11 protein-coding genes and 2 pseudogenes are annotated in these 16,450 nt (G+C 44.6%); 10 read left to right on the top strand and 3 right to left on the bottom strand.

All coding sequences use genetic code 11. From position 1 onward, the window contains the following. Both QUB25_RS28245 and QUB25_RS28240 read right to left on the bottom strand, forming a co-directional pair. A pseudogene (locus tag QUB25_RS28245) lies at positions 1–116 on the bottom strand (IS630 transposase-related protein); the annotation flags it as partial. Positions 117–148: 32 nt separating this feature from the next. Beyond that, entirely contained in the window at positions 149–760 is a 612-nt protein-coding gene (locus tag QUB25_RS28240; protein ID WP_333188595.1) for a protein kinase domain-containing protein, read from the bottom strand. A 240-nt stretch (positions 761–1,000) separates the two neighbouring features. Here QUB25_RS28240 and QUB25_RS28235 point away from each other — a divergent pair, with 240 nt between their 5' ends. Beyond that, on the top strand, positions 1,001–1,363 hold the full coding sequence (locus QUB25_RS28235) for a polysaccharide deacetylase family protein (protein WP_333188593.1): 363 nt from the start codon (positions 1,001–1,003) through the stop codon (positions 1,361–1,363). A 213-nt stretch (positions 1,364–1,576) separates the two neighbouring features. Here the strand turns inward: QUB25_RS28235 and QUB25_RS28230 are convergent, their stop codons facing one another. After that, complete coding sequence (locus tag QUB25_RS28230) at positions 1,577–2,152, bottom strand: hypothetical protein (protein ID WP_333188591.1); 576 nt, start codon at positions 2,150–2,152, stop codon at positions 1,577–1,579. 122 nt (positions 2,153–2,274) lie between these two features. Here QUB25_RS28230 and QUB25_RS28225 point away from each other — a divergent pair, with 122 nt between their 5' ends. From QUB25_RS28225 to QUB25_RS28185, 9 genes and pseudogenes are all read left to right on the top strand, one after another. Further along, positions 2,275–3,438 (top strand): GuaB3 family IMP dehydrogenase-related protein, encoded by a 1,164-nt coding sequence (locus QUB25_RS28225; RefSeq protein WP_333036959.1) that lies wholly within the window; start codon positions 2,275–2,277, stop codon positions 3,436–3,438. Between the two features lie 507 nt (positions 3,439–3,945). Beyond that, positions 3,946–4,269: a thioredoxin gene (gene trxA / locus QUB25_RS28220; RefSeq protein ID WP_006631199.1), complete on the top strand. Its 324-nt coding sequence runs from the start codon at positions 3,946–3,948 to the stop codon at positions 4,267–4,269. A 189-nt stretch (positions 4,270–4,458) separates the two neighbouring features. Continuing rightward, complete coding sequence (locus QUB25_RS28215) at positions 4,459–5,526, top strand: LOG family protein (protein ID WP_333188588.1); 1,068 nt, start codon at positions 4,459–4,461, stop codon at positions 5,524–5,526. Positions 5,527–5,712: 186 nt separating this feature from the next. Beyond that, complete coding sequence (locus tag QUB25_RS28210; RefSeq protein WP_333188586.1) at positions 5,713–6,918, top strand: urease accessory protein UreH domain-containing protein; 1,206 nt, start codon at positions 5,713–5,715, stop codon at positions 6,916–6,918. After that, on the top strand, positions 6,893–7,366 hold the full coding sequence (locus QUB25_RS28205) for a hypothetical protein (RefSeq protein WP_333188583.1): 474 nt from the start codon (positions 6,893–6,895) through the stop codon (positions 7,364–7,366). The genes QUB25_RS28210 and QUB25_RS28205 overlap by 26 nt, the downstream gene beginning before the upstream one ends. 403 nt (positions 7,367–7,769) lie before the next feature. Continuing rightward, on the top strand, positions 7,770–9,212 hold the full coding sequence (locus tag QUB25_RS28200) for a cytochrome ubiquinol oxidase subunit I (protein ID WP_333188582.1): 1,443 nt from the start codon (positions 7,770–7,772) through the stop codon (positions 9,210–9,212). 8 nt (positions 9,213–9,220) lie between these two features. After that, on the top strand, positions 9,221–10,234 hold the full coding sequence (gene cydB, locus QUB25_RS28195) for a cytochrome d ubiquinol oxidase subunit II (protein WP_333188581.1): 1,014 nt from the start codon (positions 9,221–9,223) through the stop codon (positions 10,232–10,234). Positions 10,235–10,721: 487 nt separating this feature from the next. Next, the gene (locus tag QUB25_RS28190) at positions 10,722–16,100 is read left to right on the top strand and encodes an AAA family ATPase (protein ID WP_333188579.1); all 5,379 of its coding nucleotides are present in this window, start codon (positions 10,722–10,724) and stop codon (positions 16,098–16,100) included. Positions 16,101–16,261: 161 nt separating this feature from the next. Beyond that, positions 16,262–16,450 (top strand): annotated as a pseudogene (locus tag QUB25_RS28185) (hypothetical protein); the annotation flags it as partial.

The following is a 16,450-nucleotide window of genomic DNA, read 5'->3' as shown; positions in this document are numbered from 1 at the left end:
GCGATCTATAAATTGTTGCTCTTCCTACCTTAAATATGGCGGCAGCTTTCGTTATACTCCCTCCATTTTCCACATCCCTTGACTACTTTTTGTCGATAGTCTAGACTGTAAGCCATTTTTTTCTAATTAACTATTTTTATCTATTTTATCATGATCTTGCCTCTGTATCACATTTATTTGAAATGACTATATAAGCCAATGTCCCTTCTAGAATATTAGGACTTTTGAGGCTGGGATTCTCTTGGGATAGGATGGTAGATAAGCCAACGTCAATAATTTTTAATTGTCCGGTTTGAGGATTCAAGACAATTTTAGATGGATTGATATCTTTGTGAATGACCTTTTTTTGATGAACTTTGCCTAACGCATCTGTGATTTGGATGGCTAGACGGAGAAACTCTGGTAAAGCAAAGGGACGGCTATCCAGCAGGATTTTTAAGGACTCTCCTCCAAAATCCTCCAACAACATGACTTGTGTGTTCTCGTATTTTCGCAGTTCGTAGGCTTTAATCGTTTCCTCTAGCTTGAGACCGCGAGTGATTTCGTATTCCTGCTGATAGCGGTATAGTTCGGCTGGTTTAGGTAATCCTCTTTGAGGAGTTTCAAAATCAAAGGTTGCTGATTTGATTTGAGGATGCCTCGGTATACGGGGGAATTCGCACTTTCGTAGATTGGGTTGACTATTGTGATATCTGGCAGTGAAATCATGTGGGGAATTATTGCTGCCTAAAAAACTTAAGTATATAAATAAATATAACATGGGCAGGAGCGGGTGAGAGCAGCAGTAAACTCGCTCCGAATATAAATCCTTGCCTTACCCCCCCTAGAACTCCCGATGTTTTATTATTGCTTTTTTGCTCCGGCCTTACTTACGCTATATGTAGCGTACAAGTGTACAGGCACTTGAAGCGTGTAGCTACTGTGCGATCGCCAAAACTGAAAAATTTCGGAACGGACAATAATTAATGATAAAATAGCTTAAGGATTCAGCTCCCCAATTGTGGTAATCTGGAAACACTCCACTTTCATTCTCGAACGAGTGCGTGCAGCTATGCGACTCGGTAAAAATTTACCAAAGTTTTGGCTTTTCACAATAGCGTTATTTTTCGCAGTATCGCTGTTGATTAAAGTTACTATAATCCACAATTATTTCGGCATCAACCGCGCCGATACTGAAGTGAAAGTTGTTGCCCTCACCTACGACCACGGGCCCTATCCTCCCTATACAAATCAGCTTTTAGATATCTTAGACCGCTATCAAGTTAAAGCAACTCTTTTTGAAATCGGTTGCAATATTGAGAAACATCCAGAAATCGTGAAAATGATTGTCGCGAGGGGAGATGAGTTGGCAAACCATTCCTAATCTCACAAATCGCATTTGCCATGCTGCTCTGGCTGCAAGAAAATCTAATTCAGGCATCAAAGTCGGAACTAAAGCTGCCCAAAACTGCACCTGTAAAGCAGAGTTAGTAGCAATTTTTTTAACCAGTTCCAGGAGCAAAACGAGGTTCTAGGTGGTTTCCGGGAGGCGAGAACCGGGGAGAAGGGCGATCGTCCGAACTCCGGATATTAATTCCTAATCTTTGCCCGTAGAATTGAGGTTGTCCATGACAGGATTGCCGACAAACTGAGCTTTCTTTAAACCCTGTCGGTTTAAGTCAGTAGCAGCCAAAGCATCTCTAGTAAAAACCGCCAGACATTTGTCTGAGCAAAGCAACTGCCACAAGATTAAACCCAAATCGACTCGCCCCTCGTAATAACTAGAATGAGCCGATAGAAAAATTATATAGGGGCGGTTGCTGGCATGGGCGATCGCCACAGCGACAATATCCCCAGTTGCCACCACCAAATCGCAGTGGCGCGAATGCGTCCAAACACCCTGCAATTGCTGCCAAGTCAAAGCAATTAGGCGCGCCCCAACATCTTTGAGGAAAAACAGGGGATTCATGTAAAAAACTCCCCCAGACGGCATTTGACTGGTGGGCCCAATAATTGGCACGGTCGATCGGCGGTAAGCAGCCCCGTCACCTACAATCGGGATTGCCGAAACATCAACATCCGCGCCAGATACTCTTAAAGCTTTGAGAATTTGACAGTTAATCGAGTCTTCCCCGTGACTGTTGCTGAGGAAAAGTATCCTCTTCGATTTCATATAATCGGAATACAATCAGAATCAGTGCCGAGCTTTTTTTAAAGACAGCGGTGCGATAGCTAAACTCGGGCGGGCTAACTTTTTGTTAGTCTAATTTAAATACATTGTGGAAGTGAAACAGCGTGAATATTGAAATTGGGCGGGGCAAAAGCGCTCGCAGAGCTTACGGCATAGATGAAATTGCGCTCGTACCCGGACAGCGCACCCTCGATCCGAGTTTGGCAGATACCAAGTGGCAGATTGGCGGGATCGATCGAGAAATCCCGATCATCGCCAGCGCCATGGATGGAGTAGTCGATGTCCGCATGGCTATTTTGCTGTCGGAATTGGGAGCAATGGGCGTGCTCAACCTAGAAGGAATTCAAACCCGCTATGCCGACCCCCAGCCAATATTAGAGCGCATCGCCAGTGTCGGGAACCACGAATTTGTTTCCCTGATGCAGCAACTCTATGCCGAACCCATCAAGCCAGAATTAATCGACCTGAGAATTAAAGAAATTAAAGCAGGAGGAGGGATTGCCGCCGTCAGCGGTACACCGGCCGGCGCGAGCAAATACGGCCGGGCGGTTGCTGAATCGGGAGCCGATATATTTTTTGTGCAAGCAACAGTAGTCTCGACTGCTTTCCTTTCCCCTGAATCAATCTCATCTTTAGATTTGACACAATTCTGTCAAGAGATGCCGATACCAGTAATTTTGGGTAACTGCGTCACCTACGAAGTCGCTCTGAATTTAATGAAAACTGGCGCTGCGGGCATTCTCGTGGGCATTGGGCCGGGGGCTGCTTGCACGTCTAGAGGCGTATTGGGTGTCGGCGTTCCTCAAGCCACAGCAGTAGCAGACTGCGCCGCTGCGCGGGACGACTACTATCGCGAAACTGGCAAATACGTGTCGGTGATTGCTGACGGCGGTTTAATTACTGGCGGCGATATCTGCAAGTGCATTGCCTGCGGTGCCGATGCAGTGATGATTGGTTCGCCCTTTGCCAGGGCCGCCGAAGCTCCTGGCCGCGGCTTTCACTGGGGGATGGCGACTCCCAGCCCGGTTTTGCCTCGCGGCACTCGCATTCGCGTGGGGACTACGGGTACTGTGGAGCAAATTTTGCGGGGGCCTGCGGTGCTCGATGACGGTACGCACAACTTGCTCGGAGCTCTGAAAACTAGCATGGGTACCTTGGGCGCTAAGGACATTAAGGAGATGCAGCAAGTGGAAGTGGTAATTGCTCCTTCTCTGCTGACGGAGGGTAAAGTCTATCAAAAAGCTCAACAGTTGGGCATGGGTAAGTAGATTTACCGATCAAATACCAGCATACCTTGACAAAATTTGTTCAAGAGTCTCGAAATTTACAGAATATTGTGGAATTATCGAGAAGGAGATGTCACAATAGAAGAAGCGGAGACGCATGTTTCCGTTCACTCCTCACACCACACTCCGCCCGGACTACTGTTCGGGCGGTTCCTTTTTTGTCGGACATCTTGGCTCTTGCTTACTAGATACAGAACTGAGGCTTGTAGCTCCGGAGAGGGGGAGAGTGGGAGAGGGGGAGAGTCTGGGAGTGGGAGACTTTTTCTTCTATATAAGTGCATTCTGCCTTCGGAAACATAAGTGCCTTCGGAAACATCAGTGCCTTGTTCCTTCAGAAACCTTGTGCCTTCTTCCTTCTACCGTCTTCCCTCTTCCCTCTTCCTTCTACGGTCTCCTTCAGAAGCCTTCTCTTAAAATGGTTGACGCAAGTGGTTACATTTTTTGCTAGACTTGTTATCCGAGAAATAGTATTTACAAGGATGGCTAGGGATGTCAGCAGCCGCGCAAGTAACCGACTCTACCTTTAAGCAGGAAGTGCTCGATAGCGAAGTTCCAGTTCTAGTGGATTTTTGGGCTCCCTGGTGCGGGCCCTGTCGGATGGTGGCGCCCGTCGTAGACGAAATTGCCCAGCAATATGAAGGGCAGGTCAAGGTAGTAAAAGTTAATACCGACGAGAATCCTAACGTGGCCAGCCAATACGGTATCCGCAGCATTCCGACGCTGATGATATTTAAGGGCGGTCAACGTGTGGATATGGTGGTTGGGGCAGTTCCGAAAACTACTCTGGCCAACACTCTGGAAAAGTACATTTAACCCAACTGCGAGCAGTTTCGCGCTGTTCTTTGTGGGCCGCGAAAGCTAACTCGCTTCAGAACCGGGGCAAAGCTACGGGAAAAGTTATTAGTCGCCAGCATGGCAATTTGCTGGTGGCTATTAGCTTATAACTTTGGCTTGCCCCTTAATTTTTATTAGCCACAAATTGTTACCGTTTCGGAAAAATTCATGATTCGTTCTGGGTCTGGTCAAGGTTTTGAGTCCCTCCAAGCTGAAGTGATGGATTTGCTCGATCGCTTGCCAATGTTGAAGCACTCTGAGTGGATCGAACGATCGCTCTCTACTATAGTGCAAATGGCCAGAGAGGATCTCGATCGCCTAGACTTGAAGATTATTGCGGCGGCGCTCCGAGATATGGAGAGCGCTTTTGAGCTGTTTTATCCTTACCGACACGTTCGCAAAATTGTGATTTTTGGTTCGGCAAGGGTGTCACCGCAATCTGCGGAATATTTGATGGCCAGAGACTTTGCGCGGGCGATGGCCCAGCAGGGATTTATGGTGATTACTGGCGGCGGCGGGGGAATTATGCAGGCGGGGAACGAGGGGGCGACTGCTGAACGTTCTTTTGGGCTGAACATTCAGTTACCTTTCGAGCAGAGTTCTAATCCTTTCATTGCCGGCGATCCCAAATTGCTCAATTTTAAATATTTTTTCACTCGCAAGTTATTTTTTCTCCGGGAGAGCGATGCTTTAGCTCTGTTTCCGGGCGGTTTTGGCACTCTGGACGAGGCTTTTGAGTGTCTGACTTTGATTCAAACAGGCAAGTTCGGGCCGGCTCCTGTGGTATTGATCGATCGACCGGGAGGAGATTATTGGCACGATTGGAACTATTTTGTGCAAAAACAATTGCGGGGCCGGGGTTTGATTTCACCCGACGATCGCAGCCTGTATACGATTACTGACGATATAAATGTCGCTTGCGAGGCGATCGGTAGTTTTTATCTGGTTTATCACTCCTGCCGCTACGTGCGCGAAAAATTGGTAATTCGATTGAAAACTGAGCTTTCTGAGGAGAATGTCGATCGGCTAAATACTGATTTTAGCGATATTGTTGTCACCGGAAAAATTGAAAAAAGTCAAGCTTTGGAACCGGAAATAGGAGATGCAACTTTCGATATGCCGCGCCTAGTTTTGCATTTCAACCAGCGGGATTTGGGGCGACTTTATCAGCTAATTGCTGCTATTAATCAAATGGGTGCAGCTTCGCCGGCGGCGGCGCATCCAGAACAAAAGTAGTTATTAGTTATCAGTCATTAGTCATTTTAAATATGGGTGAGATTAGATAGAAGTTGGACAACTTGTATTTTGACAAAAGCGCTCTGCTGAGATAAGTTTTTGTAAAAAGTAAATAAAAAAGCGTCCAAGAGCCAAAGAAAATCTTGTCAATACCTTGATGGCGTTGTTTGGGAAAAAAACAGCAAAATGCTAGACCTGCTGCTAATTGCAATTTTGGGATTTCTCGGCAGTTTCGGTCACTGCGCTGGGATGTGCGGCCCGCTGACAATGGCGTTTTCTCTTTCTAATTCCCGCAACGATAAATTAGCTGCTTTCCGCTTTCATTTGCTGCTAAATTTGGGGAGAATTACTGCTTACGCTTTGGTTGGTGCTGCAATTGGCGGGCTGGGTTCGGTGTTAATTGCTGGCGGACTTTTGGCAGGTACGGGTAGCGAATTGCGGCGGACGATCGCACTTCTAACGGGCACGATGCTGATTTGGTTCGGAATAGGGCAAATTAAACCGAACTTGCTGCCGGGATTGCCCCGATTGCACCCGCTGTCGCACGATCGAGTCGGACAAGCAATGAGCAAGCTTTCGGCACAAAAAAAGTGGTGGGTGCCGATTGCTTTGGGTTTGCTTTGGGGTTTGATTCCCTGCGGCTTCCTCTACGCAGCGCAGATTAAGGCGGCGGAAACCGGAAACCCGGTTTTGGGTGCGGCGACGATGCTGGCTTTTGGACTCGGCACGCTGCCAACTATGCTGGGAGTGAGTTTTTTGGCTGGCAGATTGAGCGCGGACAAGCGCAGTCAACTGTTTCGTGCGGGTGGCTGGGTGACGGTGGCGATCGGAATTCTTACCTTGCTGCGAACCGATGAAATGGTCGATTTTACCGGCCACGCAGCGCTGCTGTGCTTGATGCTAGCACTGTTGGCGCGTCCGGTTAGCAAGTTTTTGCCGCAACTGTTGCGCTATCGCCGCGTCTTGGGTGTGGGCGCGTTTGTCCTAGCAGTCGCCCACACGTTTCATATGCTGGACCATACGCTGAAATGGAATTTTGACGCGCTATCTTTTATGTTGCCGCAGCACCAGTTGGGAATGGCGGCTGGGATGCTGTCGCTGCTGTTGATGTTGCCGGCGGCGGTTACAAGTTGCGATCGCATTCAAATTTATTTAGGCCAACTGTGGCGAATGCTTCACCTGTTAAGCGTTCCAGCTTTTTTGCTGTGCGCTGTACACGCTGCACTAATCGGTTCCCACTATCTCGGCGGTTTTGAATGGAAGTTGCACAATCAACTGCTGACAGCGGTGTTAGCGGTGGTTACGGTGTTAGTTATGTTTGTGCGATCGCGCTTTTTTTGGTCAATTTTATCACTGGACAAGTTCTATGTTTCGCCTGTCAAACCAAAGTAAAAGTTTAGGATTGTTAGTATTTTTGGGATTGCTAGTAGAAGCAGCAATTCCCAGTGCGCTGCAGTTAAACTCTCTTTCAGTTTTAGCCCACGAAGTCGAAGTATCCGGAGATGTAGCCGCTACCTTTCACCTAGAACCAAACCACAACCCCCGCGCCGGACAGTCTGCGAGAGTGTGGTTTGCGCTGACTCGCAGGGGCGGCAAAATTATCCCCTTAGAGCAGTGCCATTGCAAATTAGCGGTTTATCCAAAAGAGCGCCCAGAAGGGGATAAGCCATTGATGCAGCCGCCTTTAAAAGCCATATCAGCCGAGAAATATCAAGGGATTCCCGGGGCTGATATCGTGTTTCCCAAGGCTGGTATTTACCAGCTTAACTTGAGCGGAACAGCCAAAAAGAAAGCTAATTTTAAGCCCTTTAAACTGAGTTATACTGTCACCGTTAGGTAGTATAATTTTATATTTTATATTTTATATTTTATATTTTAATGACTGATTATCGAGAGATTTTTTGTTGATTAAACGCAGAGAGCGCCGAGAGCGCCGAGAGGAGAAAAGAAGAGGAATATTGAGAGCAAGTTTTCTATTTGAAGTTAAGGGGGACACGCGAACTATAATTTAGTTAAATTACTATTATAGCAACTACCAAGAGGCTTAGGACGTGCTTAATTGCTGAAACCATTGATTTTATTGCGCTTTGCTTATTCATTCTTACTTCCAACAGCAAATCTTAATTTTTAATAAAGATAAGTCGGTTGATTCTGCACTAAGTAAATTTCTGCGTTACCTTGTCAGTGTCCATTATGAAATTTGTGCAAGCTAACGTCTCTTGAACTGACCAAAGGATATAACGATGGATATCTTATCTAACACCGTGGCCCTATCGCGGATGCAATTTGCGCTAACCGCCATATTCCATATGCTGTGGCCAGTTCTGACAACTGGAATGGGGATTTACCTGGTAATTGTTGAAGGAATGTGGCTGAAAACTCGCAATCCCGACTACTACCATCACGCTCGTTTTTGGTCTAAACTCTACGTCCTCAACTTCGGTATTGGAGTAGCTTCAGGAATTCCGATGGAATTTCAGTTTGGCACAAACTGGGCACCATTTTCTGAAGCGGTTGGTGACTTTTTTGGCAGCATTTTGGGCTTTGAAGCTTCAATGGCATTTATGCTAGAAGCCGGCTTTTTAGGAATTATGCTGTTTGGTTGGGAGCGCGTTCACCCGATCATCCATTATTTCGCTACAATCATGGTAGCTTTCGGGGCTAACCTATCCACAGTTTGGATTTTAGTCGCTAACTCTTGGATGCAAACTCCTGCGGGCGGAGAAATGGTCAATGACAAGTTTATTGTCAGCGATTATTTTCAAGCAATTATGAACCCGTTCGCATTAAACAGCATTCTTCATATGTTTTTTGCGACCTTAGAAACTTCGCTGTTTGTCATTGGCGGAATTAGCGCTTGGTACATTCTCAATAAGCGCAACCAAGCGTTTTTTTCCAAGTCTTTAAAAATTGCCATAGCGACAGCAATCGCCGTTGCACCTTTGCAGATATACATCGGACATTTGAGCGCCGAACAAGTTTATCACTATCAACCCACTAAATTAGCAGCAATCGAAGCTAAGTGGGAAACTTCACCAGCGGGAGAGTCCGCAGATTGGACTTTGCTAGCTTTGCCTAATGAAAAAGCCCAAAAAAATGACTGGGAAATTAGCGTACCTAATGGTTTAGGATACATTCTCGAATTCAAACAAAAACTCTCCGAACCCGTACTCGGATTGAAGGAATGGAAGCCAGAAGATAGACCCCGGATGGTGGGTTTAATCTACTATTGTTTCCGCATCATGTCTGGGATTGGATTCTTCTTTTTAGGACTGATGCTGTTCAGTATAATTCAGTGGCTGCGAGGCAAACTTTCTGCTGAAAATATTAGCAGTCAACCTTGGCTGATGCGCGCTTGGGTATTAGCTGCTCCCCTGGGGTATATTGCTGTAGAATCGGGTTGGATTGTCCGCTGTGTCGGCAGACAACCGTGGGCTTTATACGGGCAAATTCGCACGGCTGATGCGGTGTCAAACATCCCCGCCAGCAATGTTTTAACTTCTCTCAGTTTCTTTGCAGTTATTTACAGCTTTTTGTTTGTTTGTGCGTTGTTTTTTGGCAGCAGAATTATTCGCAAAGGCCCTAATTTAAGTCTGCCTGTGCCAGGTTTAGACAATGAACCTGCAATCGAAAGTCAACCCGGAGAACACATTCCCGATCAACGTCCCTTAGAAGCACAACAATAGGAGATTTTATGCAAGCTTTGGAGCATTTTCTCCCGCAAGTTTGGTTTGTAGTTTTGGCTTTGTTTCTATTGCTCTACGTCATGCTAGACGGTTTTGACTTAGGAGTAGGAATCCTGTCTCTGACTGCTGATGACGAGGAACGCAGGGGCATTTTAATGACGAGTTTGGGCAACGTTTGGGACGCGAACGAAACGTGGCTGGTTTTAATGGGAGGCGCTTTATTTGGCGCATTTCCCCTAGCTTACGGTACGATTTTGACAGCGCTGTACATACCGATTTGCATGATGCTTTTTGGTTTGATATTTCGGGCTGTAGCCTTTGAATTTCGCGAGCATTCTAATCGCAAATTACTCTGGAATTATGCCTTTGGTGCTGGCAGTTTTTTAGCAGCTTTAGCTCAAGGATTTGCCTTGGGTGCCGTACTCGAAGGCATTGCGGTTGATGAAGCCGGTCACTTTGTAGGTTCTACTTGGGATTGGCTGGATTGGCGATCGATCTTGGTTGCTTTGACGCTGATTCAAGGCTATGTTTTGATCGGTTCAACCTATCTAATTATGAAAACGGAGGGCGAACTGCAAACAAATCACTATCGCACGGCTAAAATTGCGGCGGTGACAACTTTAATCGGAGCAGTTTTAATTACGATCGCCACTCCGATTTTTTACGAAAGCGCTAGATCCAGGTTGTTCGAGAAACCGCTAGTTTATGTCTTTGCCGCGATTCCTTTGTTGGGAGTGCTGTTGGTGGGACTGCTGCTGAAAAGTCTCGCAAATAAAGAAGAACGAACGCCGTTTATCTGGACGATTCTGATTTTCTTGCTTACTTTCATCGGCTTGGGATTGATTGTTTTTCCCTACATTATTCCCTCGCAAATCACGATTTACCAAGCCGCAGCTTCGCCCAGCGCCCTGGTATTTATGATTGTGTTTATGGGCGTTCTGCTCCCGATTATGATTTTTTACAACATCTACAATTATGTTGTGTTTCGGGGTAAGGTTGTCGGCGGCCACTACGGGGAATAAAGCATAATACAACCGCAGATGCAGGCAAATATACGCAGATAGTATAAAGTTTATATACTGGTAAATCTGCGTATATTTGCGGTTAAAAATTACAAATTATTGTTTTATGATACCATCACAACTTACGCAACCATACTATACATACCCTAGCGCAAATAGTGCGGAGTAGGGAAAGGAACTGGTTGAGAATTAGCGATCGCAGGTCATGCGATTTGAAATTTAAGATTTGAGATTGCTCGCACGGATGAGTCCGGAGATTGCGATGGGGAGGCGCAGCTTTTTCTACAGGTACACGGATGAATCTGGGGGCTTGTGACCAAATTTCTTGATTGTCAAATAATAGTTGATAAACATAGGGAAAAAATTACAGTTAATTCTGTCCCTAGCGAGGGTGCAGAGTTTGCGATCGCTATCTTTGTCAAATCATCAAATACAATGGAATAGAAGGTTTTAATTTAACTGTTTTATAATAAAGGGTCAACCAGTTATGGATGCGATCGCCCATTTGTCAGGTTATGAGGTTACAGAGCAACTTTATTCAGGTACACGTACCCTAGTCTATCGAGGCATCCGTACCCGCGATCAATACCCAGTCGTCATCAAACTGCTGCGAAACGAATATCCCTCCTTCAACGAGCTCGTCCAGTTTCGCAACCAATATACCATTGCCAAAAATCTCGACTTCCCTCACCTCGTCAAACCCCTGACCCTGGAAGTCTACCACAATAGCTATGCCCTAGTAATGGAGGACTTTGGAGGAGTCTCCCTATCTACTTATCTCAAAACAGCAACAAATGAAACCAAACTATCTCAAGCTTTACCTTTAGCAGAATTTCTCCCACTCGCCATACAACTAACAGACATTATCCACTATCTCTACCAAAACCGAGTCATTCACAAAGATATTAAACCCGCTAATATTCTCATTAATCCCGACAGCAAACAAATTCAACTAATTGACTTTAGTATTGCATCCCTCCTACCACGAGAAACCCAAGAAATCCAGAATCCCAATATCTTAGAAGGAACATTAGCCTATCTCTCCCCCGAACAAACAGGACGGATGAATCGAGGCATTGACTACCGCAGTGACTTTTACTCCCTGGGTGTGACTTTTTATGAATTGTTGACAGGAAAGTTGCCCTTTATCTCGGATGATCCGATGAAAGTGGTGCATTTTCATCTCGCCAAACAGTCGAAACCGAGCCATCACATTAATCCTGAAATTCCCCCGATATTATCGGAAATTGTCAGTAAGCTGATGGCAAAAAATGCCGAAAATCGCTATCAGAGTGCATTGGGACTCAAGCACGATTTAGAGATTTGTTTAGTTCAGTTACAAAAAACAGCCAAAATTGAAAATTTTGAACTCGGAAAGCGAGATATTAGCGATCGCTTTACTATCCCCGAAAAGCTCTACGGTAGAGAAAAAGAAGTTAATCAACTATTAGCTGCCTTTGAGCGAGTCAGCCTGGGAACAACAGAAATGATGCTAGTAGCAGGTTTTTCGGGAATTGGGAAAACCGCCGTTGTCAATGAAGTTCATAAACCCATTGTCCGTCAGCGCGGTTATTTTATCAAAGGCAAATACGATCAATTTCAACGCAACATTCCCTTCAGTGCCTTTGTGCAAGCATTCCGCGACTTAATGGGTCAATTGCTATCAGAATCAGATACCGAACTGCAAACATGGAAAACCAAGATTTTAGCAGCAGTGGGAGACAACGGACAAGTCTTGATTGACGTGATTCCTGAGCTAGAACGTATAATAGGCGCTCAACTTCCTGCAACAGAATTGTCAGGAAGTGCCGCCCAAAATCGCTTTAATCTGTTAATGCAGAAATTCGTGCAAGTTTTCACGAGCAAAGAACATCCTTTAGTGATGTTTTTGGATGACTTGCAATGGGCGGATTCAGCCTCCCTGAATTTGCTACAATTATTGATGATGGATACAGGATATTTATTAGTATTGGGGGCCTATCGAGATAATGAAGTTTCACCTGTGCATCCATTTATCTTAACAGTAGATGAGATAGTTAAAACTGGGGCAACAGTGAATAGGATTACTTTGCAAGCGTTAAGCGAACCCGATATGAATTTGTTGGTGGCGGATACGCTGAATTGTGAATCATCCCTTGCCCAACCTTTGACAAAATTAGTCTGTCAAAAAACTCAGGGTAATCCCTTCTTTGCCACTCAGTTTCTTAAGGCACTACATGACGATCAGCTAATTACCTTTAACTGGGATATTCGGCATTGGCAGTGTGATATTGCTGGGATAAAAGCCTTAGCTATAGGTATTACTGATGATGTCGTTGAATTCATGGCATTGCAATTGCAGAAGTTGCCCAGAGAAACTCAAGAGGTTCTCAAATTAGCGGCTTGTATAGGAGCGCAGTTTGATTTGAATACGTTAGTAATTGTCAGTGAGCAATCTGCGGGAATAACGGCGACGGCTTTATGGAAAGCATTGCAGGAAGGTTTGGTGATTGCCACGACCAAAATCTATAAGTTCTTTACCCAATCGGATAGTAATGAAGTTTTCCAGCAGCCTTCAGCTAATCCAACTTATCGATTTTTACACGATCGCGTTCAACAAGCTGCCTATTTGTTGATTCCCGACGAGCGCAAGCAAGCCACACATCTACAGATCGGTCAACTACTTTTGAAAAATACTGTTTTGGCAGAGCGTGAGGAAATTATATTCGATATTGTCAACCAACTAAATCGTGGTCGATCCTTATTAAAGGATACACAAGAAAAGGAAAAATTGAGCAAATTAAACTTAGTGGTCGGACGAAAAGCTAAAACTTCCACCGCATATGCTGCTGCCTGCGAGTATATGACTACTGGCATAGAATTATTGGGAGAAGACAGTTGGAATACTCAATATGACTTATGCTTTGCGCTCCACAAAGAACGGGTTGAAGTTGAGTATTTGAATGGCAATATTGAAGAGTCCAAAATCTGGAGTGTTCGCACTCTGGAACAGGCAAAGACACCCCTAGAAAAGGCTGAAATTTACAACTTGGCAATTATTCAATACACCCTACTGGCTGAATATCCAGAAGCTATTGCTGCGGGACTTCAGGCTTTATCTTTGTTGGGAATTGATATTACTGATGATGATTTTGAGTTGGTGCGCGATCGCGAAATTGCCACCGCTCAAGCCATTTTAGAAAGCCGAGGGATCGCTTCTCTCAGTGATTTACCGATGATGACCGATCCTGAGAAAAAAATGGCGACAAAGTTAGCTATTGCTCTGGGTCCCCCCACCTATCGATCGCACCAGCGTCTGTGGTCAGTCATTTGTGCCAAGGCTGTTAATCTGTGTTTGCAATATGGTAATACTCCTGAAGTGGGCTATATTTACCCAGCTTACGGTGGCTTACGTGGTTATGCTTTAAATAACTATCAAAACACAGGTGAGTTAATCGATTTAACGCTGCAATTAATGCCAAAATTTAATAATTTTTCTGCCGAAAGTGTAGCCTATTTAATGATTGGTAGTTCTCTCCGCCATTGGTCTCATCCTCTCAAGGTAGCCAGCAAAGATTACCAAAATTCATATCAAATTGGTTTGGAATCAAGTAATTTACAATATGCTGCCTATGCTTTTGGACACCATATGTACTGTCATTTTTATCAAGGAGTAGAACTGAAGCAACTAGAGGCAGAAATTAATCATTCTCTGGCTTTTAGTAAAAATCAAAAAAATCAATGGGCTATCGATCTACTGACTGGTGGTGAAATGCTTGTATCGAGCTTGACAGGAACGATAACTTGGTCGGAAATTAGAGAAGCTGAGTATCTGGAGCGCTGCCGAAGCCATAAAAACTGGCAAGTTATCTGTATTTATCATATTCTCAAAAGCCAAATTCTTTATCTCTACGATCGCCCCCATGAAGCTTTAGAATATGCCCATAAAGCTGAAGATGAGATTGTCAATGTTGCTCCGCAGGGCTTACTTCCTTATGCCAGACATCGCTTCATCTATGCTCTGTTGTTGTGTCAGAGTTATCATCAAAGTTTAAATGTAAAACAATCTGACTTGTGGCAAAGATTGGTAGCCTATCAACAGCAATTAGCGGTTTGGGTGCAAAACTGCCCGGATAATTTTAGCCCTGCCTATGAACTACTGTCAGCAGAAATGGCGCGTGTTTCCGGAGATAAATTAGCTACAATTGAACTGTACGATCGCGCGATCGCATCCGCCAGCAAAAGTGATTTTATTCAAGATGAAGCCCTTGCCAACGAACTAGCAGCGAAATTCTACTTGGAATGGGGCAAAGAAAAAGTAGCTCAAGCCTACATGATTGAAGCGTATTATTGTTATGCCCGATGGGGAGCTAAAGCCAAAATAGACGATTTAGAAAAACGTTATCCTCGCCTACTAGCTATTATCCTTCAGCAACCTCAATCTTTTACTTCTTTTAAGGAAACGATCGCCCGCGGCACGATTACTTATAATACCAACTCTTCTAGCAGCAACTCGGAATTTCTAGATTTGGCAACTCTACTCAAAGCCTCTCAAGCCATTTCTGGCGAGATTAAACTAGATAAACTCCTGACTACTCTCTTAAAAATAGCGATCGCGAATGCTGGGGCAACTAAGTGTGTCTTATTGCTCAAACAAAAACAGTATTTACAGGTAGTGGCTCTTGTAGCAGAGGGACAGCAACCTGAGCTATTACCGTCAATGCCTCTAGAATCAAGTCAGGATGTAGCGATTAGTTTGGTTAACACTGTCAAGCGTAGTTTGAAACCTTTGGTAATAGTCGATGCTAGGGTAAGTTCCCAGCTTGCGAGCGATCGCTATATTGAACAGCACCAGCCGATAAGTGTTCTGTGTATTCCAATTCTTAATCAAGGGCAGTTGATAGGAGTTTTCTACCTGGAAAATAACCTGACGGTTGGGGCATTTACTAGCGCTCGCATTGAAGTGCTAAATTTGCTGGCTTCGCAAGCTGCTATTTCCTTAGAAAATGCCCGTTTGTATCAAGAATCTCAACAAGCATTTACCGATCTGAAACAGGCACAAATAAAAATAGTTCAAAGCGAAAAGATGTCAGCATTGGGAAACTTAGTGGCTGGCGTTGCTCACGAAATTAATAATCCAGTTGGTTTTTTGGTTGGTAATATTCAACCAGCCTTATATCATATCAAAGATTTGTTTGGATTGCTCGATTTGTATGAACAAAAATATTCGCAACTCGACCCAGAAATTCAAGAAGAAATCGAGAACATCGATCTCGAATACATCCGGGAAGATTTACCGAAATTAGTAGGTTCGATGCGGGAAGGCGTGAAGCGGATTCGGGATATTAGTACCAGTCTACGAACCTTCTCCCGTGCCGATACTAACTATCCCGTAGCTTGCAATATCCACGATGGCATCGATAGCACCATTATGATCCTGAAACATCGGCTCAAGGCTAACGAAACTCGTCCAGAAATCAAAGTGATTAGGGAATATGGGAATTTGCCACAAGTGGAGTGTTATGCCGGACAGTTGAATCAAGTATTTATGAATTTGTTAGCTAATGCGATCGATGCTTTGGATGAATCAAATCAAGGACGACTTTATGCAGAAATTGTCAATGAGATTACCATTAAAACCGACCTTTCTCTGGACAAAAAACAAGCGATTATTTGCATTAAAGATAACGGTGTGGGCATGAGTGAAGCAGTGCAAGAGAAGATTTTTGATGAGTTATTTACTACTAAGGAAGTAGGGAAAGGGACGGGGTTGGGATTGGCGCTCGCTCGTCAAATTGTGGTTGAGAAACATGGAGGGGCGATCGAGGTAAATTCTCTATTGGGAGAAGCGACGGAGTTTACAATTTTATTGCCGATGAAAGGATAAGACTATCTTGATAGATGGCAATCTTTCTCTTCAAAAGTGAAAATAAATAAAAGCGGTAGAGTCTGCAGCCTGGGGATTTCGCAGCTCTATTTTCCTCAGACTCAACCAATAAAAGTGTATAATTAGTTACAATAGTCAATGTCTGAGATGGGGTAATCCAGATGAGTGCAGCAGTGGATTTGACGAAGCGAGTTTCAGGATATCATCTGGGTGAGCAATTATACTGCGGTTCGAGAACCGTAGTTTATCGAGCCATTCGAGAAAAAGATCAGCTTCCGGTTGTCATTAAACTATTAAATCGAGACTATCCCAGCTTCAGCGAACTGCTGCAATTCCGCAACCAGTACACC

Source organism: Microcoleus sp. B3-D7 (assembly GCF_036705305.1).
GTDB lineage: Bacteria > Cyanobacteriota > Cyanobacteriia > Cyanobacteriales > Microcoleaceae > Microcoleus.
The sequence above is the reverse complement of the archived record's forward strand: the minus strand, read 5'-3'. Positions and strand labels throughout refer to the sequence as shown.